The organism is Sagittula sp. (assembly GCF_052825245.1).
The window spans coordinates 15156-41688 of the sequence record NZ_JBRBWD010000042.1 but is presented as its reverse complement, the minus strand read 5'-3'; the positions used below and the strand labels follow the sequence as shown (position 1 = coordinate 41688).

The following is a 26533-nucleotide window of genomic DNA, read 5'->3' as shown; positions in this document are numbered from 1 at the left end:
GGACGCGTGCCGGAACCGGTCGGGTCGAGCACCGCATCTTGCGGCCATAGGGCGGCATAGGGGCGCTGCCCCGTCCTCTTCGAACACGCACGAGAGGTATTTCCGTCCCGAAGAAGGCAGGGTCTCACACCATTCTTCGAGTGGACCCCAAGGCCGCAACGGTGGCCGCCGCATTCTTCACCAATCGGGCCCCTGCCCCGCCCGGCGGCGGCGCTTGACCCGTGACACACACAGGGAAACCGGCAATCTGGACAGGACGCGCGGCTGCGACAATTTTTTGTGTACAATGGCATACAAAACGCCACAGACCCCTTGAGTTGTTTGCGGCGTTGCGGCATGACACGGCTATCACATTCCGTCACCCATCGGAGGTTCCCATGACCATTCAAGTCGGCCACGACAGCGCCAAGACGCGCAAGACGCTCGAAGCGGGCGGCCAGACCGTCTCCTATTACTCGATTTCCGCCGCCGAAGCCGCCGGGCTCGGCGACTTCTCGAAGCTGCCCGCCGCGCTCAAGGTGGTGCTCGAGAACATGCTGCGTTTCGAGGACGGCAAGACCGTGACCCAGGACGACATCAAGGCCTTCTCCGACTGGGCGAAGAACGGCGGCAAGGGCGACCGGGAACTGGCCTACCGCCCGGCACGCGTTCTGATGCAGGACTTCACCGGCGTTCCCGCCGTGGTTGACCTCGCCGCGATGCGCGACGGCATCAAGGCACTCGGCGGCGACGCACAGAAAATCAACCCGCTGAACCCCGTCGACCTCGTGATCGATCACTCCGTCATGATCGACGAGTTCGGCAACCCGCGTGCGTTCCAGATGAACGTCGACCGCGAGTACGAGCGCAACATGGAGCGCTACGAGTTCCTCAAGTGGGGCCAGACCGCGTTCAACAACTTCCGCGTCGTGCCCCCGGGCACCGGCATCTGCCACCAGGTGAACCTCGAGTACCTCGCCCAGACCGTCTGGACCGACGAGGACCAGAACGGTGACATGGTCGCCTACCCTGACACCCTCGTCGGCACCGACAGCCACACCACCATGGTGAACGGCGCGGCCGTGCTGGGCTGGGGCGTGGGCGGCATCGAGGCCGAGGCCGCCATGCTGGGCCAGCCGATCTCCATGCTGATCCCCGAGGTCGTGGGCTTCAAGCTGACTGGCGAGATGGTCGAAGGCACCACCGGCACCGACCTCGTTCTGAAGGTCGTCGAGATGCTGCGCGAACACGGCGTGGTGTCGAAGTTCGTCGAATTCTACGGCGACGGTCTCGACAACCTGCCGCTGGCGCAGCGCGCCACCATCGCCAACATGGCGCCCGAGTACGGCGCGACCTGCGGCTTCTTCCCGATCGACGACGAGACCCTGCGCTACCTGCGCGTCTCCGGGCGCGAGGAAAGCCGCATCGCCCTGGTCGAAGCCTATGCCAAGGAAAACGGCATGTGGCGCGACGCGGGCTACAGCCCGGTCTATTCCTCCACGCTGGAACTGGACATGGGCACCATCGTGCCCGCGATCTCCGGCCCCAAGCGTCCGCAGGACTACATCGCGCTGGACAAGGCCGCCCCGGCATTCGCCAAGTACATCAAGGGCGTGCGCGACGGGCAGGACGTCCCGGCCAAGGACGAAGTCCGCTGGGAAGGTGAAGGCGGCGCACCCGAGCCGCGCGACATCCCCGGCGACGAGGGCAAGCACAAGCGCGGCTTCGTGGAGACCGCCGACGGCGCCTACCAGCTGCACGACGGCTCCATCGTGATCGCCTCGATCACCTCCTGCACCAACACCTCGAACCCCTACGTCATGATCGGCGCAGGTCTGGTGGCGAAGAAGGCGCATGAGCTGGGCCTGAACCGCAAGCCCTGGGTGAAGACCTCGCTGGCCCCCGGCTCGCAGGTGGTGTCCGAATACCTCGAGGCCGCCGGCCTGCAGGAGCACCTCGACGCGATCGGCTTCAACCTGGTGGGTTACGGCTGCACCACCTGCATCGGCAACTCCGGTCCGCTGGACGCGCCGATCTCCAAGGCGATCAACAAGTACGACCTGGTCGCGACCTCGGTGCTGTCGGGCAACCGCAACTTCGAAGGCCGGATTTCCCCGGACGTGCGCGCCAACTACCTCGCCTCGCCGCCGCTGGTGGTGGCCTACGCGCTGGTGGGTGACATGAACGTCAACATCGCCACCGATCCGCTGGGCAAGGACAAGGACGGCAACGACGTCTACCTCAAGGACATCTGGCCCTCGAACGCCGAGATCGCCGACCTCGTCGAAAAGACCGTCACGCGCGAGTCGTTCCAGTCCAAGTACGCCGACGTCTTCAAGGGCGACGAGAAGTGGCAGTCGGTCGAGGTGAACGGCGGCGAGACCTACGACTGGCCGGCGACCTCCACCTACGTCCAGAACCCGCCCTACTTCCAGGGCATGGGCAAGGAGCCGGGCACGATCTCGAACATCGAGGGTGCACGCGTCCTGGCGATCCTCGGCGACATGGTCACCACCGACCACATCTCTCCGGCGGGCTCGTTCAAGGACACCACCCCGGCGGGCAAGTACCTGACCGAGCGCCAGGTGCCCGTGCGCGAGTTCAACTCCTACGGTTCGCGTCGTGGCAACCACGAAGTCATGATGCGCGGCACCTTCGCCAACATCCGCATCAAGAACGAGATGCTGGACGGCGTCGAGGGCGGCTACACCAAGGGCCCCGACGGCGAGCAGACCTCGATCTACGACGCGGCCATGGCCTATCAGGACCAGGGCACCCCGCTGGTGATCTTCGGCGGCGAACAGTACGGCGCGGGTTCCTCGCGCGACTGGGCGGCCAAGGGCACGGCGCTCCTGGGCGTGAAGGCGGTGATCGCCGAGAACTTCGAGCGTATCCACCGTTCGAACCTCGTCGGCATGGGCGTCATCCCGTTCGAGTTCACCGGCGGCGACACCCGCAAGTCGCTGGGCCTGAAGGGCGACGAAACCGTCGACATCAAGGGCCTCGATGATGTGAAGCCGGGTCAGGAAACCCCCTGCACCATCACCTTCGCGGACGGCTCCACCAAGGAGATCACGCTGAAGTGCCGGATCGATACCGCCATCGAGGTGGAATACATCGAGCACGGCGGCGTGCTGCATTACGTGCTGCGCAACCTCGCAGCCGAGGGCTCCGTGGCAGCCGAATGAGCCGGGCCGCGGCCTGAACCCACTGCCGAATGATCCGAAAGCGCCCCCGAAAAGGGGCGCTTTCTTCGTTCAAGGAAGGGCGGCGCACAGCCCCGCCCTACCCCATGTAGCCCCGCTCAGCGCTGGTCGAGCTGCGCCCGCACGGCGGCCAGCCCCGCCCGGGTGACGCGGTAAGCCGCCCCGCCCCGCGACCGGATCAGCCGCCGCTTCTTCAGGCGCTCGACCACCGCCAGCGTGCAGTCGTTCAGCACGTGGCCGTCGCGCGTCACGCAGGTCACGTCCAGCAATTTGCCGTTGGCGCCGCGTTCGAAGGAAATCGCGCCGCCCTGAGCCAGCACGTGCAACACGCGCTGTTCGTATTTCGAGATGTTCATTGGAAGTCATGTCCGGATCAGACGTCAGCCGCCAACCCTCCGGCCGGCGCGCGGAAGGTCAGGTCTCGTCGGGACCGGTGTTCATCCTGTGAGCCCGGCCCTCAGCGGCCCGCCACATTCTCCAACATGCAAACTCCATCGGCCCGGGATCGGGCCTTGGCGTCCTAGATAGCCACCCCACCCGCACGGGACAAGCCCATGGGTCAGGCTTTCCTGACCTGCCGCTTGCCATCAGTATCAATTATCACAAACGGGCCCGCCGCTCCCGCCTCGGCAGGAGCTTGCCGAATTTCGCGGCAACCGGCAGGCCACCGCGCAGATTTTCCTCGCCCCGCAAGGCATCCCCTATGCCCGCAGGCACGACCCCTTTAATTCCCCGGCGACGGGACCATTTCACAGCCACGGCCCACGAAAGAGACCGAACAGAGAGGCGCCCAGAGATGAAAGTGATTACCCTTCTGCAGGCAGGCGCATTGCTGCTGCTCGCCGTGATCGGTGCATACGCAGGCACGCAGGACAGCAAGGCCCCCTGCGACACCCGCCAGGAAACCACCGTCTGCGATCTCTGACGACGCCCCCCTTCATCTTGGTGAAAAATACCTCCGCCGGAGGCATCAGCCCTGCCCGCGCGCACCCGCGCCGGGCAAGGGTCAGTCGGCCAGCGCCTTCTCCAGCTCCGGCACGAACCGCTGCTCGTAGTCCGAGCCAACCAGCGGCCCAACGAACTTGAACAGAACCGTGCCGTCGCCGTCCACGATGAAGGTCTCCGGCGGCGCGGTCACACCCCAGTCGATGGCCGTGCGGCCGTTCGGGTCGAAGGCCACTGCCTCGAAGGGGCTGCCCTCGTCCTCGAGGTAGGACCTGGCGTTCTTCGCCTGGTCCTTGAAGTTCACGCCGAGGATCGGCACCCCGTCGGCCTGCAACGCCAGAAGTTGCGGATGCTCCGCCCGGCACGGCGGGCACCAAGAGGCCCAGAAGTTGACCAGCACGACCTCGCCGCGGGCCAGCATCTCCGGCGTGATGCCGGGGTAGCCCTCCAGCGCGACATCCGTCACCGCCGGGGCGGGCTTGCCCTCGAAGACCGATTCAAGCCGGTGCGTCTCGTCGCTGTTCTTCAGCCCGAGGTAGGCCATCACCCCGAAGGCGGCGAAGATCACCGGCGGCAGGATCATCAGCGGCGACACCTTAGCCATCCTTGCGGCCCTCCACCTGTTCCAGTTCGCGTTTCACGCGCCGCGAGCGCAGGACCGAAGCCACGATCAGCAGCCCCAACAGCGCCAGCGACACCGCGTAAGAGGCCAGCACAGGCCCCGCGTATTTGCCGAGTTCCGGGATCATGCCGCCCGCTCCCGCGCCAGAAGCGCCCTTGTCCGCCGCGCCCGGATCTCCGTCTGGGTCCGCAGGAAGACCAGTGCGATGAACAGCAGCACGAAGCCCGCCATGCAGACGAACAGCGGCACAGCGTAGACGTTGGACACCCGCTCTTCCGTGTCGCCGGCCAGCGCGCCCGCGCGCATGACCGAGGCGCCCTGGTGCAGGCCCTGGTTCCAGAAGTTGACGGCGTAGCGGCTGAGGATCGCAAAGACCGAACCCACGAGGCACAGGATCGACGTCAGGTCCGCCGCCGTGTCGTCGTTCTCGATCGCCTCCCAAAGCGCCATGTAGCCCAGGTAGAAGAGAAACAGGATCAGGAAGGATGTCAGCCGCGGGTCCCATGCCCACCACGTGCCCCACATGGGCTGGCCCCAGATCGCGCCCGTCGCCAGTGCGATCAGCGTCATCACCGCCCCCACCGGCGCCGCGGCCCGCGCCGCCAGCGCGCTCACGTGGTGGCGCCGCACGATCCAGATCAGCGAGGCGACCAGCATCATCAGCCAGGCGTTGATCGCCATCAGCGCCGCAGGCACATGCAGGTAGATGATCTTGACGGTCGATCCCTGCCGGTAGTCGTCCGGCGTCAGAAAGAACCCCCAGAAGAGGCCGCCCACCAGCGCCACGACAGCCGCGGCCGACAGCCAGGGCAGTACCCTGTCCGTGGTCCGGATGAACTTGACCGGATTGGCATATTCCCAGATCGACGCCATGGCTCTCCCTACCTTCGCCTCCGGTTTCCATGAACCCCAAATATCGGCCCGAGGCAATATGTCCCCGGGCGCCCGACGCACCACCTCACCTGAGGTTGATCCGCAGGACGGCGGCGCTGGCAAACGGCAGGAGCGCGATGACGCCAAAGCTGATCCCGGCCAGCATCGCCAGCGGCGTCGCCACCGGCAGCCCCTCTGCCCCGCGCCGCGCCACCTCTGCGCCGAAGATCAGCGTCGGCACGTAAAGCGGCAGCACCAGCAGCGACATCAGGAGGCCGCCGCGCTTCAGCCCAACGGTCAGGGCCGCCCCGAAGGTGCCGATCACCGACAGCGCGGGCGTCCCCAGGGCGAGGCTGACGAAGACCCACAGGTAGCCCTCGGCCGGCAGGCTCAGCAGCACGCCCAGCATCGGCGCCGCGACCACCAGCGGCAGACCCGTGGTGATCCAGTGCGCCAGCGCCTTCACGCTGACGATCCCCTCCATAGGCAGCGGCGCCGTGGCCAGCAGGTCGAGCGATCCGTCTTCCCAGTCGAGCGCGAGGATGCGGTCCAGCGACAAGAGGCAGGCCAAAAGGGCGCCGATCCACAGCACGCCGGGCGCGATGGTCGAAAGGAGGCCCGTCTCCGGCCCCACGCCGAAGGGCACCAGCACCGTCACGATCAGGAAGAACGCGAGCCCGAGGCCAAAGCCCCCACCCGCCCGCACCGCCAGCCGCAGGTCCCTGACCAGCAGCGCGATCACAGGAAGGCCTCGTCTTCCACGGCGACGCGCGGCTTTGCCTTGAAGGGGGTCACGTCCAGCACGTCCGCCTCCAGCCCGAGGTCGATGTGCGTGGCCATCAGCGCCGATCCCCTGCCCGCAAGATGCGCGCGCACCGCATCGGCGAAGAGTGCGACGGAGGCCGTGTCCAGCGACACCGTCGGCTCGTCCAGCACCCAGACCGGGCGGCCCGTCACCATCAACCGCGCCAGCCCCAGACGCCGCTTCTGACCGGCACTCAGGCTGCCCGCCAGCCGGTCCCGCAACGGGATCAGGTCGAAGGCCTCGATTGCATGGGAAATGTCTGCGGTGCCAAAGACCTGCGCCCAGAACCTCAGGTTTTCCGTGACCGTCAGCATGGACTTCAGACCGTCGGAATGGGCAGCGTACGCGATGCGCTCTCCGGCGCCCTCGATCTGCCCTTCCAGCGGCGGCTGAAGCCCGGCGATGGTGCGCAACAGCGTCGTCTTGCCTGACCCGTTCGGACCGCGCAGAACCAGCGCCCTGCCGGCGCCGATCCCGAAGTTCAGCCCTTCGAGCACCGGCACGCCCCCGCGCGCGACCCCCAGACCGGATACCTGCAAAACCGTCACCGAAGGCCCTGACTTGTCATGGAAATGCGTCCTCCGCCTCAGACCGGCAGCACCGCCAGCGCGACGCGGCGCCCTTCGCTGATCAGCACGTTGTAGGTCCGGCAGGCAGAGGGCGAACTCATCACTTCCACCCCCAGCCCCTCGGACTCCAGCCGCTCCCGCAACTCCGTCGGGAGAAAGGCGATCTCGGCCCCGGTGCCCACGAGGATCACGTCCACCATGTCGACGAAACTCAGCAGGCTGCCCTCGTCCTCGAAACCGCCCCAACCGGCCTTGCCCTTGTCCCACAGCAGCAGCGCACCTTCGTGCACCTCGCCGCCGACACGGAAGAAGCCCGGTCCGTAGCCGTCCACAGGCCGGGCGTCGGTATAGATGATCTCGTTCAGGCGCATGTGGCCTCCGTCGTTCAGGCGTCGACGTCACCGAACTGCGTGCCCGGCGTGTCCGCGGGTTTCGACCAGTCGCGCTTCACCCCAAGCCGCAGCAGGATGGCGGAGGCGACGAAGATCGACGAATAGGTGCCGACGATAATGCCCCAGGTCATGGCGAAGACGAAGCCGCGGATCACGTCGCCGCCCAGCACCAGAAGCGCGATCAGCGCCAGAAGCGTGGTCAGCGAGGTCATGACCGTCCGGCTCATGGTCTCGTTGATGGACATGTTCAGGACCTCCTTGAGGTCCTTCGACTTGTACTTGATCAGGTTCTCGCGCACCCGGTCGAAGACCACCACCGTGTCGTTCAGCGAGTAGCCGACAATGGTCAGCAGCGCCGCGATGATCGCCAGGTCGAAACGGATCTGCAACTCGCTGAAGATGCCGATGGTCAGCGCCACGTCGTGGATCAGCGCGATCACCGCCCCCAGCGCGAACTGCCATTCGAACCTGAGCCAGATGTAGACCAGCACCGCCGCAATCGCGAGGCACACCGCCAGCACGGCGGTATGGATCAGCTCCTGCGAGACCTTCGGACCCACCGATTCAACAGAGGTGAAGCGGATGTCCGGGGCGACCTCCTTCAGGGCCGCTTCGGCGGAATCGATGACGTCGGTGCTGACCGCTTCCTCGCCGTCCTGCGCACCGATGCGCACCATGGCGACGTTCTGGTCGTCGCGGAAGTTCGGGTCGAACACCTCCGAGATCACCGTGTCGCCCAGCCCCAGCGGCGCCAGCGCATCGCGGTAGGCGCCCACGTCGACCGGTTCCGCGCTCTCGGTCCGGATGGTCGTGCCGCCGCGGAAGTCGATGCCGTAGTTCAGCCCCTGGATGAAGAAGCTTGCCAGCGCGATGACCACCATCACCCCCGAGATGCCGAGCCACAGCTTCGATCTCGAGAAGAAGTCCCAGTTCAGATCGTCCTTGACCAGTCTCAGTCGCATGTCAGGCTCTCTCTCAAACTTCGATGGTCTTGGGGCGGCGGCGTTCGAACCACGTCACGATCAGAACCCGCGTCACGAAGATCGCGGTGAAGACGGAAGTGATGATGCCGAAACCCAGCGTGACCGCGAAGCCCCGCACCGGGCCGGAACCCATCACGTAGAGGATCACGGCAGTGATGAAGGTGGTGATGTTGGCGTCGACGATCGCGCTCAGCGCCTTTTCATAGCCCAGCTCGATCGCCCGCGCCGGTCCGCGCGCCGTCTTCAGCTCCTCGCGGATGCGTTCGAAGATCAGCACGTTGGCGTCCACCGCCATGCCGACCGTCAACACGATCCCCGCGATCCCCGGCAGGGTCAGCGTCGCCCCGATAAGGCTCAGCAGGCCGAACATCAGTGCGACGTTCAGGATCAGCGCGATGTTGGCGAAGACACCGAACAGGCCGTAGCTCGCCACCATGAAGCCCAGCACCGCGACAAAGGCAACACCCGTCGCCAGCTTGCCGGCCTCGATGCTGTCCTGCCCCAGTTCCGGACCGATGGTCCGTTCCTCGAGGAACTCCAGTCCCGCGGGCAGAGCGCCTGCGCGCAGCAGCACGGCAAGGTTGGTCGATTCCTCGACCGTGAAGTTGCCGGTGATGATGCCCGCGCCGCCGCCGATGTGGCTCTGGATCACGGGGGCAGAGATCACCTCGTCGTCCAGCACGATGGCGAAGGGCGAGCCGATGTTCTCGGCGGTGTAGTCGCCGAACTTGCGCGCGCCGCCGGGGTTGAAGTTGAAGCTCACCGCCGGGCGGCCGTTCTGGTCGAAGGTCGGCTGCGCGTTGGTCAGCTCTTCCCCGGTCACGACCGGGGTCTGCTCCAGCACGTAATACAGCCCCTGCTCGTCCAGCGAGGGCAGCAGTTCGTTGCCCGGTCCGGGCGCGTCGTTCTGGTTGGTGGTCCGGCCGACGACCGGCTGGAAGGTCAGCTGCGCCGTGGTGCCGATGATTTCTTTCAGTTCCGCCGCCGAGCCGATGCCCGGCACCTGGATCAGGATGCGGTCGAACCCCTGCCGCTGGATCGTCGGTTCTCGCGTGCCCACCTCGTCGATGCGGCGGCGGATGATCTCCAGCGACTGCTGCAGCGTGCGGTCGTCGGTTGCCTGCTTCTCGGCTTCCGACAGCGTGACGACCAGTTCGTCGCCCTCGCCGCGCACCTCGATGTCGGACGCGCCCGCGCCGGTCAGCGTCACGACCGGCTGCGCAAGCCCGCGCACCACCTCGATGGCGCGCTGCATGCCTTCCGGATTCGACAGCTTGACCCGCAGTTCGCCGCGGTCGACGGCCTCGGAGTTCCAGCGGATCGTGCCCACCGTGTCACGCTCGTCGCGCAACAGGTCCCGCACTTCCGGCCAGAGCGACTCCATCCGGGACTTGTAGACATCCGTGGTCTGCACCCGCGCCAGCAGGTGCGCACCGCCCCGCAGATCGAGCCCGAGGTTCACCAGCCCCGACGGCAGGAAGGACGGCCACTGGGCCTCTGCCGCGCGGTTCTCCGACGTGTCGGCGCCCGCCTCGATGGCCTTGACGGCGTCGTTGTGGCTTTCGACCCGTCCGTAGAACAGGTTCGGAATGGCCAGAAGCAGGCCCACCACGACGGTGAGCCAGATCAGCCAGCGCTTCCAGGCGTCGATCTGCAGCATTTGGGTCTCAGGCCTCTGCGGGTTCGGTCTTGGATTTCACCGCCGCGATGGTGGAGCGCATGATGCGCACCTTCACGCCTTCGGCGATCTCGACCTCGACCTCGGCGTCGTCCTTGACCTTGACGACCTTGGCGATGATCCCGCCCTGGGTGACGATGATGTCGTTGCGGCGGATCGCCTCGATCATCGCCTTGTGCTCCTTCACCTTCTTCTGCTGCGGGCGGATGAGGAGGAAATACATGATCGCGAAGATCAGGCCCATCATCACGAAAGAGGAAAGGGCGTTCTGGTCCATTGGATGCTCCCTGCTGGATCTCTGTGGCGGATCTGCGGGGCATCCCCCGCTAAATTGGCCGTTACCTATGCGGCCCTGCGCCGGGATGCAAGGTGCGCGGCAGGCTGGCAGATGGTCGCGCAGGCCCGTCCCGCGCTATGCTGCGGCCATGTTACGGGTATTGCTCCTGGCGCTGGCCGCCGCCCTCCTGCCCGTCCCCGCCCCTGCGGAGGACGCGGTGGGCCGTCTGAACCTCGCCGGCTACCGCCACCGCGAGATGTGCACGGCGACGCTCGTGGCCCCCGATATCGCGCTCACCGCGGCGCACTGCGTCACAACGCCCGCCGACGGATATCTCAAGCGGATCGGGGACATGACCTTCGTCGCGGGCTGGGACGGAGAGCATCACGCGGGGGCTGCGCGAATCAAGTCGGTGACCGTGCATCCGAAGGCCTACGACAACGGGCGTTTCGACATCGCCCACGACATCGCTCTGGTGACGCTCGACCAGCTACTGGAAGTCGCGCCGTTGCCGGTGGGCATTGGCGTTCCGCCGGGACCGATGACCCTGATGGGCTACCGCCGCTCCGTCCCGCACCGGCTGACGATCACGCCTTTGTGTTACGGCGACGAGACAGGCCCGCTCTGGCGGCTCCGCTGCCGGGTGGAACCCGGCCAGTCCGGCGGTCCGGTCTTCCTGGGCGAGGACCGCGCCCGCCGCATCGTCGCCGTCATCGCCGCGGTGGTGGAGGAAGAAGCCATCGTCGTCCCCGTCGACAGCTGGCTCCTCACCCAACTCGCCAACCTCCGCGATTGACTTCTCGCTGAGCGACAGACGGTGGAGAGCCAGCCCTTCAACCGACACGGAAGACAGGGGAACTCCGGCATACAGGCCTGAAACCCTTACAGGCCTCCCCGCATCGCCCGATACCTACGCGCTCTGCCCGCCCGGTCTCGCCACGGAGATCGCCGGAGCGACAAGGAAAAACCGGCCAGACACACGAATGTCCGGCCGGTCACCAGCTCGACAGTCAAACCCGGACACCTCAGACGCGGCTCACCACCCGGACATGCCCGTTCAGGTCGCGCGCAAGAGCGTCGGCAAAGACCGCCGCGTCGTGGCCGTTGACCGACAGCACCGCGCCCTCGTCGCTGTCGCGCAGTTCCGCCACCGGCGCACTGCCGTCCGCCGGGATCAGCGAGGGGTGATAGAGCAGCAGCTCCACCTGCTCGCCCCTCTGCCAGTCGCGGATCATCACCGGCTGGTCCTCCGGCTCGTCGACGAGGTTGGAGAAGAAGTCCGTCCCCTCCCCGCCGATCATTGTGTCGCCGTCGTCGCCCACCAGCCAGTCGTCGCCCGCGGCGCCGAACAGGCGGTCGGGCGCAAAGGGCTGGTCGGGGTGCAGGTCGATGGTGTTGATCCGGTCGTCGCCCGGCCCGCCGTTCACGTCGTCCTGCCCGCCGGTCGCGGTGATGACGTCGTCGCCCGTGCCGCCGAACAGCGTGTCGCTGCTCCAGTTCGGATTGACGGCGCCTGCATCCGTCATCACCGCGTCCTCGTCCCAGCGAAGGTCAGAGATCGTGTCGTTCCCTCCCCCGCCGCGCACCAGGTCGTTGCCGTCGTCCGGCAGCAGCAGTTCGGCCCCGCCGTTGCCCATGATGACGTCGTCGTCATCGCTGCCGACCACGGTGTCGTCTTCGCGGATCACGTCCTCGCCCGGTTCCGGGACGTCTTCCATCATTCCTTGCAGAGCCATCAGCACCATCGCACCGACGACCGCCATCAGGCCGAACCCCATGTGATTGCTCCTCGATCCCGGGCGCCCGTGTCCCGCGGTTTCGGGGATCATGGCCTTCAAACGAAAAAATCCCGTTAAACGGCAAAGGATTGTCGACGGGCATTGAACAATGGCCGTCGGACGCCAGATGGACCCGCGGCAGGCTGGCCCCTACACTCCCCCTGAAACTTCGGGCATAAGCGCTGCGACTCGACAGCATTCTTCCGTGGAGACCCAAATGCACGACATCCGCGCCATCCGAGAGAACCCGGAAACCTGGGATGCGGCCCTCAGCCGCCGCGGGGCAGAGCCGATGTCGTCCGCCATCCTCGCCCTCGACGCCGACCGCCGCGCCGCGATCCTCGCCGCCGAGACGGCGCAGGCCGATCAGAACAAGGCTTCGAAGGACGTGGGCAAGGCCAAGGCCTCCGGCGACGAGGCGGAGTTCGAACGCCTCCGCGCCCTCGTGGCCGAGAAGAAGGCCGAGGTCGCCGAGATGCAGGAGAAGGCCAAGGCGCTCGACGCGCAGCTGACCGACCTCCTGATGGGCGTCCCCAACCTGCCGCTGGCCGAGGTGCCCGACGGCGCCGATGAGAACGACAACGTGGAGATCCGCCGCTGGGGCGAGCCGCGCAGCTTCGATTTCACGCCGAAGGAGCATTACGAGCTCGACGGCGTGAAGCCCGGCATGGATTTCGAAACCGCCGCGAAGCTCTCCGGCTCGCGCTTCGTGCTGCTTTCGGGCGGGGTCGCCCGCATCCACCGCGCGCTGGCGCAGTTCATGCTCGACACCCACGTGGAGGAACACGGGCTTGCCGAGACCTGGACCCCGGTCCTCGTGCGGCCGGAGATGATGTACGGCACCGGCCAGCTTCCGAAGTTCGGCGAGGACAGCTACGAGACCACCAACGGCTGGTGGCTGATCCCCACGTCGGAGGTCACGCTGACCAACATCGTCAACGGGCTGACCGTGGACGAGGGCTACCTGCCCCGCCGCTACGCCGCCCATTCGCAGTGTTTCCGGTCGGAGGCGGGCAGCGCCGGCCGCGATACCGCCGGCATGCTTCGCCAGCACCAGTTCGAGAAGGTGGAGATGGTGACCGTCTGCCATCCCGACACGTCGCTGGCCGAACACGAGCGCATGACCCGCTGCGCGGAGACCATCCTCGAGAAGCTGGGACTGCCCTACCGCACCGTCGTGCTCTGCACCGGCGACATGGGGTTCGGCGCGCAGAAGACCCACGACATCGAGGTCTGGCTTCCCGGCCAGAACACCTACCGCGAGATCAGCTCCGTCTCCACCTGCGGCGATTTCCAGGCGCGGCGGATGAACGCACGCTACAAGCCTGCGGAGGGTGGCAAGCCCGGATTCCTGCACACGCTCAACGGCTCCGGCCTCGCCGTGGGCCGGGCGCTGATCGCGGTGCTGGAGAACGGCCAGCAGGCGGACGGCTCCGTCGACCTGCCCGAGGCGCTGCACCCGTGGCTGCGCGGCAAGACCCGCCTCGACGCCTCCGGTAACCTGGTTTGAGACCGGGGGGCGCGATCATGCAACGTCTCTGGGCCTGGGCCTGTCTTCTGGCGACGCTGGCGTTCATCGCCTCCTACTTCGTCGTGCCCGACTTCAACGGCTTCACCCCCGACCAGTTTCCGAAGGTCATCGAGGAACCGCCGGTCCAGCCCTCGGGCTACGCCTTCGCGATCTGGGGCCTGATCTACGTCTGGCTGCTGGTCGGCGCGGTCTTCGGCGCGGTCCGCCGCTCCGACGACGAGGACTGGATGCCGATGCGCCCGTGGCTGGCGCTCAGCCTCGCGCTGGGGGCGACATGGCTGCCCGTGGCCAGCGTCTCGCCGCTGGCGGCAACCGTCCTCATCTTCCTGATGCTGGCGGCGGCGCTGCGTGCGCTCTTCCGCGTCGGCGACACCGACCGCTGGCTGCAACAGGCGCCGGTCGCCATCTACTCCGGCTGGCTGACAGCCGCAGCCTTCGTGGCGCTCGGCGTGGTTCTCGGCGGGTACGAGATCTTCTCGCCGACGATCGCCGCGCTGATCTCGCTCTCTCTGGCGTTGGCGCTGGCCGTCATCGTCCAGTACCGCCTGCACCGCGCGCCGGAATACGGCATCACGGTGATCTGGGCGCTGGTGGGCGTGATCATCCAGAACTCCCAGCCGTTCAACGCCGCCGTTGCGGGCCTCGCCCTGCTGGGCATCGTCGCGATCCTGTCGCTGCGCGCCACCGACACGGAATGACCACCGGGCGGGCGTCCGCGCCTGCCCGCCGCATCCATCCGGCTCGGACCCCTCCGATCCCTGTCGCGTTCATTGAACATGATGACATGGCCATCTATCCTGTGGCCGTCACAGAAGGAGATTCATGCACAGAGGCCCCAACTGAACCGCATGTAGCGGCGTCGCATCGGCACATCGCTGCCGATCCCTTTTGCATGAATTCTGTGGAGTTCTCATGGAGAACAACGACGTATCGATCCGGCCCTTCGACGGGGCTACGGATACCGAAAGACTGTCGGACATCTGGTTCGCCGCCTCGCTCAAGGCGCATCCCTTCATCGGTGAGCCGAAGCTCGTGGAACAGCGCAAGCTGATCGAGGAGACATACCTGCCGAAATCGGAGACCTGGGTCGCCTGTTGCGGCGGGGACGCGGTCGGCTTTATCAGCCTGCTCGGCAATTTTGTCGGCGGGATCTTCATTGCGCCCGACCGGCAAGGTCTGGGCATCGGCCGCAAGCTGATCGCCCATGCGCTGGCCTTGAAGGGAGAGCTGTCGCTGGAGGTCTACACCGCCAACGAGCAGGCCGTCCGCTTCTACCGCACGCTCGGCTTTACCGAGGTGTCGCGCCGGGATGTGGACGATTCCGGCGATCCATGCCCCAACGCGGCGCTTCATCTGAGGGCGTGACACCCGGCCGGGCAGGAGTTTCCTGCCCAGTCCGCGCCTCAGCTCAGTGATTGCGCCGGTCAGTTGGATGGGGAAACGCCTCCAGGACCTGCGTTGCGAGCTCCCCGGCCGGGCGCTGACCATCGAGGCGAAGAACCGGCGCGCCTTGCGCCTCCAGCCATCGCTCGTGCTGCACAAGGTTGCGCCCGGAAAACGATGGATCGTCGTACCGGGACGCCCAGTCCCGGAACGCAAGATGGGATGGGTGCATGTCGCCGCCCGGCAGAATGCGCGCGCCATGGCGCTGTGCCTCGCGCCGGTCGAGGCGCTCGAGGCGTATCGGTGTCGGAGTATGGATAAAGACGATCAGATCGACCTCTTCGACAAGCGCATCGCCCCACCCCATGAATGAGCCAGTCAGCACCCAGCCCTCGGCGATCTCTTGGCGCGCGCCGATCAAACGGACGCGCTCTTCGGGATCGCGTTTGACGCTGAACGGCGGATCGGTCGGCATCCAGTAGTAATCGTCGACGTCGATCTGCGGGACGTCGAGTCGTTCAGCCAGAACCGCGCCCAGTGTCGACACGCCGGAACACGAGGCCCCCAGCAGATACAGCTTTGGCATGACGGTCATCCTCCGGGCTGGCGAAGGGCCGTTCTATAGCGCCGCACCGAAACGGCTGCAATGTCCCGAGACCGGCCCCTTGGGAGAGCCGCCGCGCACGCCCGGCCTGGAACAGCCGCACCTTTCAACTGCAGTGAAAACGCAAGGTCACGCATCGCGTCGGGAAAACGTCAGTCACCACGTCAGACGCGCAGCGTCCGGCACTCCGGTTTGCGCGGCCTTCCACAGTCAACGGTATCGCCCCCACACGGACACCCGCCAACCCGAGCCGACCGCCGAAGGCGGGCGGTGAGGCAAACAGCATGGGCGCCCAACGGGCGCCCATTCCACAGGATCAGTCCTTCTTCTTCTGGAGCGACCCGAGGTGCTTCTTCAGCGCCCCCGCGTTCTTCGTCCGGCGGCCCTTGTAGGGGTTCTTGTCGCCCTGCCCGCGCATGTGCAGACGGATCGGCGTGCCCGGCATGTCGAAGTCCTCGCGCAGTCCGTTCACCAGGTAGCGCGAATAGCTCTCCGGCAGCTTGTCGGGATGCGAGCACATCACCACGAAGCCCGGCGGCCGGGTCTTCGCCTGCGTCATGTAGCGCAGCTTGATCCGGCGGCCCTGCGGCGCCGGGGGCGGATGGCGCGAGATCATGCCCTCGAGCCAGCGGTTGAGCTGCCCGGTCGACACGCGGCTATTCCAGACCGTGTAGGCCTTCATCACCGCTTCCTGCAGCTTGTCCAGCCCCTTGCCCGTCCGGGCCGAGACCGTCACCAGCGGCGCGCCGCGAAGCTGCGGCAGGACGTGCTCGAACTGCTCGCGCAGCCACTTCAGCTTTTCCTGCTTCTCGCCCTCGATGTCCCACTTGTTGACCGCCACGACCACGGCACGCCCCTCGCGCTCCGCAAGGTCGGCGATCTTCAGGTCCTGCGTCTCGAACGGGATGGCCGCATCCAGCAGCACGACCACCACCTCGGCGAACTTCACCGCCCGGATGCCGTCAGAGACCGACAGCTTCTCCAGCTTCTCCTGCACCTTCGCCCGGCGGCGCATGCCCGCGGTGTCGAAGATCCGCATCGGCACACCGCCCCACTCGTGGGTCAGAGAGATGGCGTCGCGGGTGATCCCCGCCTCGGGCCCGGTCAGCAGCCGGTCCTCGCCGATGATCTGGTTGATCAGCGTCGACTTGCCCGCGTTCGGGCGCCCCACAACGGCGATCTGCAGGGGCCGCGCGCGGGTCGGCACCGGCACGCTGTCGTCGTCCTCGTCGTCTTCGGAGACGGCGACATCCACCTCCGGCGCGTCGTCGGCGCGCTCCTCCTCGTACCCGTCCGCCAGCGGCGCCAGCACCGAGTAAAGCTCCGGCATCCCCTCGCCGTGCTCCGCCGACAGGCGGATCGGCTCGCCCAGACCCAGCTCGAAGGCCTCGAACACACCGGCGTCGGCGGCAGAGCCCTCGGCCTTGTTGGCCGCGAGGATGACGTGCTTGGCACGCTTGCGCAGGATCTCGGCAAAGACGTGATCGTCCGGCAGCAGACCCGCCCGCGCGTCGATCAGGAACAGGCAGACATCCGCCATGTCCACTGCCCGCTCGGTCAGGCGCCGCATCCGTGCCGGAAGGGAATCGTCGTTGGCGTTCTCAAGGCCCGCCGTGTCGATCACGGTGAACCGCAGGTCGCCCAGCTTCGCCTCGCCCTCCCGCAGGTCGCGGGTCACCCCCGGCTGGTCGTCGACCAGCGCCAGCCGCTTGCCGACGAGACGGTTGAACAGGGTCGACTTGCCCACATTGGGGCGCCCGACGATGGCGAGGGAGAAGGACATGCAAAGGCTCCGCGGATCAGATCGCGCATGTAACGCATTTTCCGCGCCTGCGAAAGGCCCCGCGGACCGCACTGGTCGGCACGGGGCATCCACGCCTGTCTGGCCGCCCCGGGATCACCCCGCGCGGCCCGTCCGGCGATCACCGATAGGCGTGCAGCACGCCCTTCTTGGAGACGACATAAAGCGTGCCCCCGGCCACAATCGGCCGCGTCGTCGCACCGCCCGGCACGTCGATGGTCTGGACCAGCGCACCGTCCGCCGGGTTGAAGGCCCGTATCAGCCCGTCCGACCCGGCAACGATCAGCCGTCCGCCCGCCATGATCGGCCCCATGTTGGCATAGGCCCGGTCGCGACGCTTGTTCGGCTTGCGGCGCGGGACGTAGCCCGGCAGATCCGTGGTCCAGATCTCCTGCCCCGTCGCCGCATCGAGGCGGACAAGCTGGTTGAGATCGGAGACGAAGAACACCGAATCCCCGGCGGGCCACATCGGCCCCTCGGCGCCATAGGGCGCCTCCCAGATCCGTTCGCCGGTGTAGACCGACATCGCCGCCACGCGGCCCGAATGGTTGCCCGCATAGACCGTGTCGCCCGAGATCACCGGATCACCGGTCACGTCGTCGAAGCCCGCCAGCGTCACACCCGGACGCCGCCCCAGCAGTTCGGAACTCCAGAGCCGCAGGCCGCCCTGCCGGAAGGCGCCCTGCACCGTGCCGGACCCGTAGGAAAAGACCACGTGCTGGTCGCCGAAGGCCGGTGCCGGGCCGCCCGCAACGTTGCTCACGTCGCCCTGCCCGTCGATCTGCCAGCGCACCTTGCCGTCCGTGGCCTCCACCGCCCAGGCGGTCGTGTCGCCGGACACCGCGTAGACCAGCCCGTCGGCATAGCTCGGCGCGCCGGTCGAGGTGTTGCCGAACCCCTGCGTCCAGAGCGTCGCGCCCGTCGCCGGGTCCAGCCCCACCAGTTCGCCGTAAGAGGTCGTGACATAAAGACGCCCGCCGCCCACTGCCAGACCGCCGCCCTCGCCAAGCGCGGTCTTCTCGCGCGCGGGCGTCAGGTCGGTGGACCACAGGGTTTCGCCGTTCAGGCCGATGGCCTTCACCACGCTGCGCGCGTCCATCGTGAAGATCCGCCCGTCGGCCACCACCGGCTCCGCGTCCAGCCGCATCCGGCGGCTGTCACCCGTGCCGATCGGCGTGGAGAACAGCGGCTGCGGCGCGCTCGACAGCGCGGCGTTCGTGGTGCGCACCGACGGCGACACCGGGCTCTGCGTCCAGCTGGCGTTGTTGACCATCTGCGGGGTGGAGAACGCGCGGCTCACCGGCTGCGGTGCCTCGTCGGCGCCGGCCCGGGTCTCCAGCACGTCGCGCACGTTGAGGCGTTCACCGGCCAGCACCGGGTCCTTCTCCTCGCAGCCGGCCAGAGCCAGCACACCCAGCGTGGTCAGAAGAATAGCCTTGCGCCGCATCGTTTCGTCCTCATTCTGCCCGCCGGACCCGCGTGGCCTTCAATGTGCCACCGTCCCGGGCCCGTCTTCCCGTCCCAAGTCCGCCGCCGCATCAGGCCGATCCGGCGGCGCGGGGGCGTCAGCTCTCCGGCAGGTCGCCGCCCAGAGCCACAATCAACTGACTTGCCCTGCGACGCAAGCCCGCGGTGATCTCGGAATCGTCGAGCATCCCCTGAAGCCGCGTGAGGGCGGCTTCCCGCTCACCCGTCTCGACCTCGACCAGCGCGAGCTGCTCTTCGGCCAGCAGGCGCAGCGGTTGCCCCGGCACGGCCAGCGCCTCGAGCCCGGCGCGCCGCTCCTCGACCGACAGCACCTCCGCGCCCAGCGTCATTGCCTTGTAGCTGGCGATCTGGCGGTAGATGTTGGGGACCTCCGCGTCCGCGGCCACGGCCTGCAGACGCTCGACCGCCGCCGCTTTCTCGCCGGCGGACTGCTCCGCATCGGCGGTCAGCATTTCCAGTACGGCGCGCGCCGAGGGTGTGTCCGAAGACAGCTCTTCCAGGGCGGCGGCCTGCGCCGCAGCGTCGTTTGCGTCCATGGCGTCCAGCACGCTGTCGCCAAAGGCTTGCGCCGCCGACTCCCGGCTCGAGATCTGGTATTCGCGCCAGGCGGTGCCGCCGACCAGCAGCAGCACGATCACCACCGCGATCCAGCCATAGCGCTTCATCATCGCGAACAGCCGGTCGCGTTTGACCTCTTCGGTCACCTCGTCGATGAAACTGTCGGTGTCGCTCACCTGCGTCCCCCCAAATGTGCCCAGGGCGCCCCGAGGGCCGACCCGTCGCAAACCCGCGCGCGGGCCTGATTTTGGCCCCTCTTACAGGCTGCCCCCGGCCTTGCCAACACCCCCGCCATCACGTCGCGCAGGACAGGCCGAAGGAGAACCGGCGTGGAAACGTGACACTCTTGCCAGTTGCTGACAGGAAATCGTGAAAAATACACCTATAAAGGGGCTCCGGCGATCACTCCGTCTTGAAGACGCCGTTACGGCACCCTAAGAAACTGAACCAAACGGTTCACCATTTGCCAGGGCGATTGGTCCGCCTCTCGGTAGAGACCGTAAGAAGTGTGACATCGCCGGGATTGCGGCGCCTCAGGACGACGGGAAACGAAGCATGCGAATTGTGTCCATCATCACGGCGATCCTTGTCGCGGCCGTCCTCTACGGCGTGGTCCTGAAACGCGATGCGCTGCTTTCCTGGACCGCGCGGCTGTCGCCCTCTGCCGAGGAGCGCGCCGAGGCCGCCACCGATCCGGCCCCCGCCCCCGAAGCGGCCCCCGTCGAAAGCGCCATGGAGGCGCGCGAGACCCCTGAAAACGCCGTCCGGGTGATGGCCAACCGCTCCGTCGCGCAGGAAATCGACAGCGCCGTGCAGCTCCGCGGCGAGACGCAGGCCCTGCGCCAGGTCGAGGTCCGCGCCGAAACCGCGGGCAAGGTGATCTCCACGCCGCTGCGCAAGGGTGCCCTCGTTGAGGAGGGCCAGCTTCTGTGCGAACTCGACCCCGGCACCCGCGAGGTCACGCTGATGGAGGCGCGCGCCCGTCTGGCGGAGGCAAAGGCCATGGTGCCCGAGGCCCGCGCCCGCCTGGCAGAGGCAGAGGCCCAGATCCCCGCCGCCCGCGCCCGCATCACGGAGGCCGAGGCCGCCGTCCCCGCCGCCGAAGCAGCCCTCCTCGAAGCGCGCGCCGGCATCCCCGCGGCCGAGGCATCGCAGAAGGAGGCCGAGGCCCGCGTGCCGGAGGTCGAGGCCCGTCTCGAAGAGGCCAAGGCCCGCGTCCCCGAAGCCGAATCCCGCCTGGCAGAGGCCGAGGCCGCCGTCCCCGCCGCGGAGGCCCGCCTGAGGGAGGCCGAAGCCGCCGTCCCCGCCGCCGAAGCCGCGCTGGAAGAGGCCGAATCCCGTGTCCCCGAGGCCGAGGCCCGCGTCCGGCAGGCCGAGGCTCAGGTCCGCGAGGCGGAGATCAACCTGACCGCCGCCAGCTCGCTCGCCAAGGATGGCTTCGCCGCCCAGACCCGCCTCGCCTCCGCCGAAGCCGCCTACGAGACCGCCAAGGCCTCCGTCCAGACCGCGCAGGCCGGGCTGAAGGCCGCCGCCTCCGGCATCCAGGCCGCCCGTTCCGGCCTCGAAGGCGCCCACGCCGGGGTCGAGACCGCGCGCAGCAACATCGAGGCCGCCCGCGCCGCGGTGCAGGCTGCCCGCTCCGGCATCCGCAACGCCGAGGCCGGGGTGATCGCCGCCCGGACCCAGATCGAGAACGCCAAGGCCGGGGTCCAGACCGCGCAGAGCCAGGTCGAGGGCGCCCGCGCCCGCGTCTCCACCGCGCTCTCGAACGTCGAGGGCGCGAAGGCCGCCGTGATCTCCGCCAACAGCCAGCTCGAAGGCGCGCAGGCCGGGATCCAGTCCGCCAGGACCGGCGAGGAAAGCGCCCTCTCGGCCATCCAGTCCGCCGAGGCCGCCGTGGCCGCCGCGCAGAAGGACATCGACCGCCTGTCGATCACCGCCCCCTTCGCGGGCCTGCTGGAAACCGACACCGCCGAACTGGGCGCACTGATGCAGCCCGGCTCCGCCTGCGCGACGGTCATCCAGCTCGACCCGGTGAAGATCGTGGCCTACGTGCCGGAAACCTCCGTCTCGCGCATCGACCTCGGCGCGCAGGCCGGGGCGCGCCTTGCCGACGGGCGCGAGGTCGCGGGCATCGTCGCCTTCGTCTCCCGCTCCGCCGATCCGGCCACCCGCACCTTCCGCGTGGAACTGGAGGTCGCCAACCCCGACCTGACCATCCGCGACGGCCAGACCGCCGACATCCTGATCGAGGCCGAAGGCGCCAAGGGCCACCTCGTCGCACAGTCGACCCTCACGCTCGACGACGAGGGCGCGCTCGGCGTGCGCACCGTGACCGAGGATGAGACTGCGAAGTTCATCCCCGTAACCATCCTGCGCGACACCCGCGACGGCGTCTGGGTCACCGGCCTGCCGGACACCGTGGACGTGATCGTCCTCGGACAGGAATACGTCACCGACGGCGTCCCCGTGGTGCCCAGCTTCGAGGAAGTGATCCAATGACCGGAATCATCGACTGGGCCGCCGCGCGCGCCCGGATGGTCATCGCCTTCATCGTCCTGTCCCTTGCCGTGGGCGGATACGCTTACGTCAGCCTCCCCAAGGAGGGCGAACCGGACATCGAGATCCCGGCGCTTTTCGTCTCTGTCCCCTTCCCCGGCATCTCGGCCGCTGACAGCGAAAAGCTGCTGGTCAAGCCGATGGAGACGGAGCTGTCCGACCTCGACGGGCTGAAGACCATGACCGGCACCGCCTCCGAAGGCTATGCGGGCGTGGCGCTGGAATTCGAGTTCGGCTGGGACAAGACCAAGACGCTGGCCGATGTCCGCGACGCCATGAACAACGCCGAAGGGCAGTTCCCCGATGGCGCCGAGGACTATTCGATCAACGAGATCAACTTCTCCGAATTCCCCATCCTGATCGTCAACCTGACCGGCCCGGTGCCGGAGCGCACGCTGACCAAGGTCGCCAAGGACCTGCAGGACCGCGTCGAGGGGCTCGATTCCGTGCTGGAGGCTGGGATCGCCGGCAACCGCGACGAGATGGTGGAGGTGGTGATCGACCCGCTCCGGCTCGAAAGCTACAACGTCACCGCGGGCGAACTGATCGCGACGGTCCAGAACAACAACCAGCTGATCGCCGCGGGCGAGGTGGAGACCGATCAGGGCACCTTTGCCATCAAGATCCCCGCCTCCTTCGAGGAGAGCCAGGACATCTACAACCTGCCGGTCAAGACCAACGGCCAGCGCACCGTGACGCTGGGCGAGCTGACCGACATCCGCCTGACCTTCGAGGACCGCAAGGGCACCGCCCGCTTCAACGGCGAGACGACGGTCGCCCTGCAGGTGGTCAAGCGCAAGGGGTTCAACATCATCGACACCGCCAACGAGGTGCGCGCGGTGATCGACGAGGCGCAGAAGGCATGGCCGCCTGAGCTTCAGGCGATCCTCGATATCGGCGCGTCGAACGACCAGTCGCGGCAGGTGGCCTCCATGGTCAGCCAGCTCGAAGGGTCGGTGCTGACCGCCATCGCGCTGGTGATGATCGTGGTCCTCGCCTCGCTGGGCCTCCGGCCCGCGCTGCTGGTGGGCTTCGCGATCCCGACCTCCTTCCTCTTGTGCTTCCTGCTGCTGGCGCTGATGGGCGTGTCGATCTCCAACATCGTGATGTTCGGTCTGATCCTTGCCGTGGGGATGCTGGTGGACGGCGCGATCGTGGTCGTCGAATACGCCGACAAGCGTATCGAGGAAGGCTCCGGCCCGATGCACGCCTATGTGGAGGCCGCGCACCGCATGTTCTGGCCGGTCGTCTCCTCGACCGCGACGACGCTCTGCGCCTTCCTGCCGATGCTGTTCTGGCCCGGCGTCGCGGGCGAATTCATGGGGATGCTACCCGTCACGCTGATCTTCGTGCTGTCCGCGTCGCTCGTGGTGGCGCTGGTCTACCTGCCGGTGATGGGCGGCGTCTCGGGCCGCTGGTCGCGCAACGTCGGCCGGATGGGCAACGCCCTGCGCGCCGCCGCGCCCTGGTGGTTGCGCGCGGCGCTGGTGCCGGTGGCGCTGTTCGGGCTGTTCGTCGGCGCGATGATGGTGCTGAACCCCGACTACCTCGGCCCGACGGAGGCCACGGGCTTTGCCGCCCGCCTGCCCGGCGTCGTGGTTTTCATGATCTTCTCGGTCATTTCCTCGGTGGTGATGGACGCCGCCGCGCCGCGCCGCAAACCCAAGCGCGTCGACGGCCGTTACCGCCGCACGCTCTTCGGCCACTTCATCAACTTCATCTCCGGCAACCCGATCATGCCCATCGTCACCGTCGGCGCGGTGGTGGGTTTCGTGATGTTCACCTTCAGCTACTTCGGCACCCACAACAACGGGGTGGAGTTCTTCGTCGAGAGCGAGCCGGAACAGGCCATCGTCTACGTCCGCGCCCGGGGCAACCTCAGCCTGACCGAGAAGGACGCCATCGTGAAGCGGGCCGAGGAGATCGTGCTGAACCACCCCGGCATCAAGAACGCCTTCGCCTTCGCCGGGGACGGCGGGCTGAACAACAACACCGGCGGCGCCGAGGCCCCCAAGGACACCATCGGGCAGGTCCAGCTCGAAACCATCCCGTGGGAGGACCGCCCGGCCTATGCCGCCGCCCATCCGGAGGACATCACCCTCGACCAGCTCGACGGCGACGTCATCATCGAGGACCTGACCGCCAAGCTGGAACAGATCCCCGGCACGGAGATCGAGATCCTGGCCCAGGCCCGCGGCCCCGCCTCCGGCAAGCCCTTGCACCTGCGGCTCAAGGGCGACAACTGGGAGGACCTGCTGGCCGCCGTCGCCACTGCCCGCGCCCGGTTCGAGGACACCCCCGGCCTGACCCTGATCGAGGACACGCGCCCCCTGCCCGGCATCGACTGGCAGATCGACGTCGACGTGGAGAAAGCTGGCCTCTATGGCGCCGACGTCGCCACCGTGGGCGCCATGGTCCAGCTTGTCACCCGCGGCATCCTGCTCGACACCATGCGGGTCGAAAGCTCCGACGAGGAAATCGACATCCGCGTCCGCCTGCCGGAGGAATACCGCGTCCTGTCGACCCTCGACACGCTGAAGGTGCGCACCGCCGACGGCCTCGTGCCGCTCTCGAACTTCATCACCCGCACGCCGGTCGAGAAACTGGCCGAGATCAACCGCATCGACCAGAAGCGCTACTTCGACCTGAAGGCCGACGTCAGCCCGAACCTCTTCAAGGTGCCCGAGGCCGGCGCCACCCTCCGCCAGCTTGTCGACGGGGCAGAGGCAAAACCCGGTCACGCCACCGTCACCGGCTTCGAAGACCGCCGCTACGAGGTCCTGTCGCTCGACACTGGCACCTCGCCCGAAGAGCTCGGCACGGCGCTGCGCGAGGGCGACCTGACCGCCCAGCCGATCACCGCCAACGAGCGCATCGCCCTGATGACCGAGTGGCTCGACACCCGCCCGCTCCCCGTTGGCATCGACTGGGAATGGACCGGCGACCAGGAGGATCAGGCGGAATCCCAGGCCTTCCTGCAATCCGCCTTCGCGGGCGCGCTGGGGCTGATGTTCATCATCCTGCTGGCGCAGTTCAACAGCTTCTACAACTCCGTGCTGGTGCTGCTGGCCGTCGTGATGTCGGTCGCGGGTGTGCTCTGGGGCATGATCATCATGGGGCAGTTCTTCTCGATCATCATGACCGGCACCGGGATCGTGGCACTCGCCGGGATCGTGGTGAACAACAACATCGTGCTGATCGACACCTACCAGGAATACGCGCGCTACATGCCGCGGCTGGAAGCGATCACCCGCACCGCCGAGGACCGCATCCGCCCGGTGCTGCTGACCACCATCACGACGATGGCGGGCCTCGCGCCGATGATGTTCGGCCTCAGCCTCGACTTCTTCGCGGGCGGCTACTCCATCGACAGCCCCACCGCGCTCTGGTGGAAGAACCTCGCGACGGCAGTGGTCTTCGGGCTTGGCATCGCGACGGTGCTGACGCTGGTCTTCACCCCCTCGATGCTGGCGATCCGCGTCTGGTTCACGACCTACGTCAAGTGGTTCGCCCAGTTGCTCGCCCGCCTGTCCTTCGGCCGCGGCAGCCGCATCGCCCGCGACTGGGCCCTCGCCCGCGAGGCAAGACGCATCAAGGCGCCGGAGATCCTGTGGGAAGAGATCGGCCGCCCTGCCCCGCCCGCCGAACCGTCGACCGACGACCCGCAGCTCGACCTTCCGCTGCGCGCGGCGGAGTAACCATGGAACGCTGCCGATCTTGATTTTTTCGCAAGGAAAAGGTAATTGGGTGTAGCGATAGGTTTGTTTCGGACAAACACCTGCTTTCTAAGTGTCCCCGGGATGTTGCCGCATCCCGGGGACTGCTTTTATCGGCCTATCAGGACCATGACGACAATCGTCAGGACCATCAGACCGACAGTCAGCACGCGATAGGTGTTTTCGGACATTTTTCCTCCTTTCTGCATTCCGATGGAATGTTTCCGGAGGGTGCACAAAAAGCGCTAACAACTGGTGAAGGACGTGTGCTGTCAGGTTAAAGGACCAATCGCCGCTTATTCAATTAAAGCGATGGAAAATAAAGACTATCGTGCCCGGAAGGGCAAACCGCTCCCTTAACGGCCTACCGCTTTTCGGACCGCTCCCGCCTGCACCGTTCCGAACAATAGCGGACCTCGTCCCAGACCTTCGCCCACTTCTTGCGCCACGTGAACGGCCGCCCGCAGGTGGCGCAGGTCTTCACAGGCAGATCGCGTTTCTTCACAGCCTTTGCCATCGTCCTCACATACGAAAAACGCGCCCGGAAACCGGACGCGTTCTGAAACACGATTGCGCGAGGATCAATCGGCAGCGGGTCCCGGCACCTCTTCGGCACCGACGCCCGGCACGACCTCGATCTGGGTCTCGGCGCCCTGCGGGTCCTGGCCCTGGATCACGACCCAGCCAACCCAGCCCAGCAGCATGATGCCGACAACGATCAGAAGTACGCGCATTCCCGTCAGCGGGCCTGCGTGGCGTTTCTCTTGTTTGTGAATGTTCGTCTCT

The 26533-nt window shown here is 67.2% G+C and carries 25 protein-coding genes; 8 read left to right on the top strand and 17 right to left on the bottom strand.

Translation table 11 applies throughout. The features are described from left to right. Positions 1-377 precede the first annotated feature (377 nt). Positions 378-3167, top strand: a complete 2790-nt coding sequence (acnA, locus tag ACU0DV_RS18535; protein WP_100930144.1) for an aconitate hydratase AcnA — start codon at positions 378-380, stop codon at positions 3165-3167. A 116-nt stretch (positions 3168-3283) separates the two neighbouring features. On the opposite strand, the gene ACU0DV_RS18530 is transcribed toward acnA, so the two are convergent. After that, a complete protein-coding gene (locus ACU0DV_RS18530; RefSeq protein WP_100930143.1) occupies positions 3284-3541 on the bottom strand; it encodes a YjhX family toxin in 258 nt (85 codons plus the stop codon). Between the two features lie 440 nt (positions 3542-3981). Here ACU0DV_RS18530 and ACU0DV_RS18525 point away from each other — a divergent pair, with 440 nt between their 5' ends. Beyond that, on the top strand, positions 3982-4110 hold the full coding sequence (locus tag ACU0DV_RS18525) for a hypothetical protein (protein WP_256388379.1): 129 nt from the start codon (positions 3982-3984) through the stop codon (positions 4108-4110). Positions 4111-4191: 81 nt separating this feature from the next. Here ACU0DV_RS18525 and ACU0DV_RS18520 read toward each other — a convergent pair whose 3' ends face one another. The 9 genes from ACU0DV_RS18520 to yajC form a co-directional block, all read right to left on the bottom strand. Next, positions 4192-4734 carry a DsbE family thiol:disulfide interchange protein gene (locus tag ACU0DV_RS18520; protein WP_100930142.1) on the bottom strand — a complete coding sequence of 181 codons (543 nt, stop codon included), beginning with the start codon at positions 4732-4734 and terminating at the stop codon, positions 4192-4194. Then, entirely contained in the window at positions 4727-4879 is a 153-nt protein-coding gene (ccmD, locus tag ACU0DV_RS18515; protein ID WP_100930141.1) for a heme exporter protein CcmD, read from the bottom strand. Before ccmD ends, ACU0DV_RS18520 begins: the two co-directional genes overlap by 8 nt. After that, a complete protein-coding gene (locus tag ACU0DV_RS18510; protein WP_370313144.1) occupies positions 4876-5625 on the bottom strand; it encodes a heme ABC transporter permease in 750 nt (249 codons plus the stop codon). Before ACU0DV_RS18510 ends, ccmD begins: the two co-directional genes overlap by 4 nt. A gap of 85 nt (positions 5626-5710) precedes the next feature. Then, a complete protein-coding gene (gene ccmB / locus ACU0DV_RS18505; RefSeq protein ID WP_100930139.1) occupies positions 5711-6367 on the bottom strand; it encodes a heme exporter protein CcmB in 657 nt (218 codons plus the stop codon). Then, positions 6364-6978 (bottom strand): heme ABC exporter ATP-binding protein CcmA, encoded by a 615-nt coding sequence (gene ccmA / locus ACU0DV_RS18500; RefSeq protein WP_446241510.1) that lies wholly within the window; start codon positions 6976-6978, stop codon positions 6364-6366. The genes ccmB and ccmA overlap by 4 nt, the downstream gene beginning before the upstream one ends. Before the next feature lie 38 nt (positions 6979-7016). Then, on the bottom strand, positions 7017-7370 hold the full coding sequence (locus ACU0DV_RS18495; protein ID WP_100930137.1) for an Mth938-like domain-containing protein: 354 nt from the start codon (positions 7368-7370) through the stop codon (positions 7017-7019). A gap of 14 nt (positions 7371-7384) precedes the next feature. Beyond that, positions 7385-8353 carry a protein translocase subunit SecF gene (gene secF, locus ACU0DV_RS18490; RefSeq protein WP_283980465.1) on the bottom strand — a complete coding sequence of 323 codons (969 nt, stop codon included), beginning with the start codon at positions 8351-8353 and terminating at the stop codon, positions 7385-7387. A gap of 13 nt (positions 8354-8366) precedes the next feature. After that, positions 8367-10034 (bottom strand): protein translocase subunit SecD, encoded by a 1668-nt coding sequence (gene secD, locus ACU0DV_RS18485; RefSeq protein ID WP_100930135.1) that lies wholly within the window; start codon positions 10032-10034, stop codon positions 8367-8369. 7 nt (positions 10035-10041) lie between these two features. After that, positions 10042-10329, bottom strand: a complete 288-nt coding sequence (yajC, locus tag ACU0DV_RS18480) for a preprotein translocase subunit YajC (RefSeq protein WP_100930134.1) — start codon at positions 10327-10329, stop codon at positions 10042-10044. Between the two features lie 148 nt (positions 10330-10477). Between yajC and ACU0DV_RS18475 the strand changes: the two genes are divergently transcribed. Next, positions 10478-11125: a trypsin-like serine peptidase gene (locus ACU0DV_RS18475; RefSeq protein ID WP_446241511.1), complete on the top strand. Its 648-nt coding sequence runs from the start codon at positions 10478-10480 to the stop codon at positions 11123-11125. A 229-nt stretch (positions 11126-11354) separates the two neighbouring features. On the opposite strand, the gene ACU0DV_RS18470 is transcribed toward ACU0DV_RS18475, so the two are convergent. Beyond that, the gene (locus ACU0DV_RS18470; protein ID WP_446241512.1) at positions 11355-12107 is read right to left on the bottom strand and encodes a calcium-binding protein; all 753 of its coding nucleotides are present in this window, start codon (positions 12105-12107) and stop codon (positions 11355-11357) included. 217 nt (positions 12108-12324) lie between these two features. On the opposite strand from ACU0DV_RS18470, the gene serS reads away from it, so the two are divergent. The 3 genes from serS to ACU0DV_RS18455 all read left to right on the top strand — a co-directional run bounded on the left by serS (position 12325) and on the right by ACU0DV_RS18455 (position 15003). Continuing rightward, positions 12325-13617, top strand: a complete 1293-nt coding sequence (gene serS, locus ACU0DV_RS18465) for a serine--tRNA ligase (RefSeq protein ID WP_283980468.1) — start codon at positions 12325-12327, stop codon at positions 13615-13617. 17 nt (positions 13618-13634) lie between these two features. After that, positions 13635-14336, top strand: coding sequence for a hypothetical protein (locus ACU0DV_RS18460; protein ID WP_283980470.1), 702 nt, complete (start codon positions 13635-13637; stop codon positions 14334-14336). A gap of 214 nt (positions 14337-14550) precedes the next feature. Then, complete coding sequence (locus ACU0DV_RS18455; RefSeq protein WP_446241513.1) at positions 14551-15003, top strand: GNAT family N-acetyltransferase; 453 nt, start codon at positions 14551-14553, stop codon at positions 15001-15003. A 43-nt stretch (positions 15004-15046) separates the two neighbouring features. Here ACU0DV_RS18455 and ACU0DV_RS18450 read toward each other — a convergent pair whose 3' ends face one another. From ACU0DV_RS18450 to ACU0DV_RS18435, 4 genes are all read right to left on the bottom strand, one after another. After that, entirely contained in the window at positions 15047-15607 is a 561-nt protein-coding gene (locus ACU0DV_RS18450; protein ID WP_446241514.1) for an ATP-binding protein, read from the bottom strand. A gap of 334 nt (positions 15608-15941) precedes the next feature. Beyond that, positions 15942-17408, bottom strand: coding sequence for a ribosome biogenesis GTPase Der (der, locus tag ACU0DV_RS18445; RefSeq protein ID WP_446241515.1), 1467 nt, complete (start codon positions 17406-17408; stop codon positions 15942-15944). 139 nt (positions 17409-17547) lie between these two features. Beyond that, complete coding sequence (locus ACU0DV_RS18440) at positions 17548-18873, bottom strand: outer membrane protein assembly factor BamB family protein (RefSeq protein WP_446241516.1); 1326 nt, start codon at positions 18871-18873, stop codon at positions 17548-17550. A gap of 118 nt (positions 18874-18991) precedes the next feature. Then, the gene (locus ACU0DV_RS18435; RefSeq protein WP_446241517.1) at positions 18992-19648 is read right to left on the bottom strand and encodes a tetratricopeptide repeat protein; all 657 of its coding nucleotides are present in this window, start codon (positions 19646-19648) and stop codon (positions 18992-18994) included. 379 nt (positions 19649-20027) lie between these two features. Between ACU0DV_RS18435 and ACU0DV_RS18430 the strand changes: the two genes are divergently transcribed. After that, positions 20028-21974, top strand: a complete 1947-nt coding sequence (locus ACU0DV_RS18430) for an efflux RND transporter periplasmic adaptor subunit (protein WP_446241518.1) — start codon at positions 20028-20030, stop codon at positions 21972-21974. Next, entirely contained in the window at positions 21971-25729 is a 3759-nt protein-coding gene (locus tag ACU0DV_RS18425) for an efflux RND transporter permease subunit (RefSeq protein ID WP_446241519.1), read from the top strand. Before ACU0DV_RS18430 ends, ACU0DV_RS18425 begins: the two co-directional genes overlap by 4 nt. 382 nt (positions 25730-26111) lie before the next feature. Here ACU0DV_RS18425 and ACU0DV_RS18420 read toward each other — a convergent pair whose 3' ends face one another. Beyond that, entirely contained in the window at positions 26112-26264 is a 153-nt protein-coding gene (locus ACU0DV_RS18420) for a DUF2256 domain-containing protein (RefSeq protein ID WP_446241520.1), read from the bottom strand. A gap of 64 nt (positions 26265-26328) precedes the next feature. After that, positions 26329-26481 carry a hypothetical protein gene (locus ACU0DV_RS18415; RefSeq protein WP_157815040.1) on the bottom strand — a complete coding sequence of 51 codons (153 nt, stop codon included), beginning with the start codon at positions 26479-26481 and terminating at the stop codon, positions 26329-26331. Between the last annotated feature and the right edge of the window lie 52 nt (positions 26482-26533).

Bases quoted from the DNA above. Each gene is read 5' to 3' on its own strand.
- acnA (WP_100930144.1), top strand. From the start codon at position 378: ATGACCATTCAAGTCGGCCACGACAGCGCCAAGACGCGCAAGACGCTC.
- ACU0DV_RS18530 (WP_100930143.1), bottom strand. From the start codon at position 3,541: ATGAACATCTCGAAATACGAACAGCGCGTGTTGCACGTGCTGGCTCAG.
- ACU0DV_RS18525 (WP_256388379.1), top strand. From the start codon at position 3,982: ATGAAAGTGATTACCCTTCTGCAGGCAGGCGCATTGCTGCTGCTCGCC.
- ACU0DV_RS18520 (WP_100930142.1), bottom strand. From the start codon at position 4,734: ATGGCTAAGGTGTCGCCGCTGATGATCCTGCCGCCGGTGATCTTCGCC.
- ccmD (WP_100930141.1), bottom strand. From the start codon at position 4,879: ATGATCCCGGAACTCGGCAAATACGCGGGGCCTGTGCTGGCCTCTTAC.
- ACU0DV_RS18510 (WP_370313144.1), bottom strand. From the start codon at position 5,625: ATGGCGTCGATCTGGGAATATGCCAATCCGGTCAAGTTCATCCGGACC.
- ACU0DV_RS18495 (WP_100930137.1), bottom strand. From the start codon at position 7,370: ATGCGCCTGAACGAGATCATCTATACCGACGCCCGGCCTGTGGACGGC.
- secF (WP_283980465.1), bottom strand. From the start codon at position 8,353: ATGCGACTGAGACTGGTCAAGGACGATCTGAACTGGGACTTCTTCTCG.
- secD (WP_100930135.1), bottom strand. From the start codon at position 10,034: ATGCTGCAGATCGACGCCTGGAAGCGCTGGCTGATCTGGCTCACCGTC.
- yajC (WP_100930134.1), bottom strand. From the start codon at position 10,329: ATGGACCAGAACGCCCTTTCCTCTTTCGTGATGATGGGCCTGATCTTC.
- ACU0DV_RS18475 (WP_446241511.1), top strand. From the start codon at position 10,478: ATGTTACGGGTATTGCTCCTGGCGCTGGCCGCCGCCCTCCTGCCCGTC.
- ACU0DV_RS18470 (WP_446241512.1), bottom strand. From the start codon at position 12,107: ATGGGGTTCGGCCTGATGGCGGTCGTCGGTGCGATGGTGCTGATGGCT.
- serS (WP_283980468.1), top strand. From the start codon at position 12,325: ATGCACGACATCCGCGCCATCCGAGAGAACCCGGAAACCTGGGATGCG.
- ACU0DV_RS18460 (WP_283980470.1), top strand. From the start codon at position 13,635: ATGCAACGTCTCTGGGCCTGGGCCTGTCTTCTGGCGACGCTGGCGTTC.
- ACU0DV_RS18455 (WP_446241513.1), top strand. From the start codon at position 14,551: ATGGAGAACAACGACGTATCGATCCGGCCCTTCGACGGGGCTACGGAT.
- ACU0DV_RS18450 (WP_446241514.1), bottom strand. From the start codon at position 15,607: ATGCCAAAGCTGTATCTGCTGGGGGCCTCGTGTTCCGGCGTGTCGACA.
- der (WP_446241515.1), bottom strand. From the start codon at position 17,408: ATGTCCTTCTCCCTCGCCATCGTCGGGCGCCCCAATGTGGGCAAGTCG.
- ACU0DV_RS18440 (WP_446241516.1), bottom strand. From the start codon at position 18,873: ATGCGGCGCAAGGCTATTCTTCTGACCACGCTGGGTGTGCTGGCTCTG.
- ACU0DV_RS18430 (WP_446241518.1), top strand. From the start codon at position 20,028: ATGCGAATTGTGTCCATCATCACGGCGATCCTTGTCGCGGCCGTCCTC.
- ACU0DV_RS18425 (WP_446241519.1), top strand. From the start codon at position 21,971: ATGACCGGAATCATCGACTGGGCCGCCGCGCGCGCCCGGATGGTCATC.
- ACU0DV_RS18420 (WP_446241520.1), bottom strand. From the start codon at position 26,264: ATGGCAAAGGCTGTGAAGAAACGCGATCTGCCTGTGAAGACCTGCGCC.
- ACU0DV_RS18415 (WP_157815040.1), bottom strand. From the start codon at position 26,481: ATGCGCGTACTTCTGATCGTTGTCGGCATCATGCTGCTGGGCTGGGTT.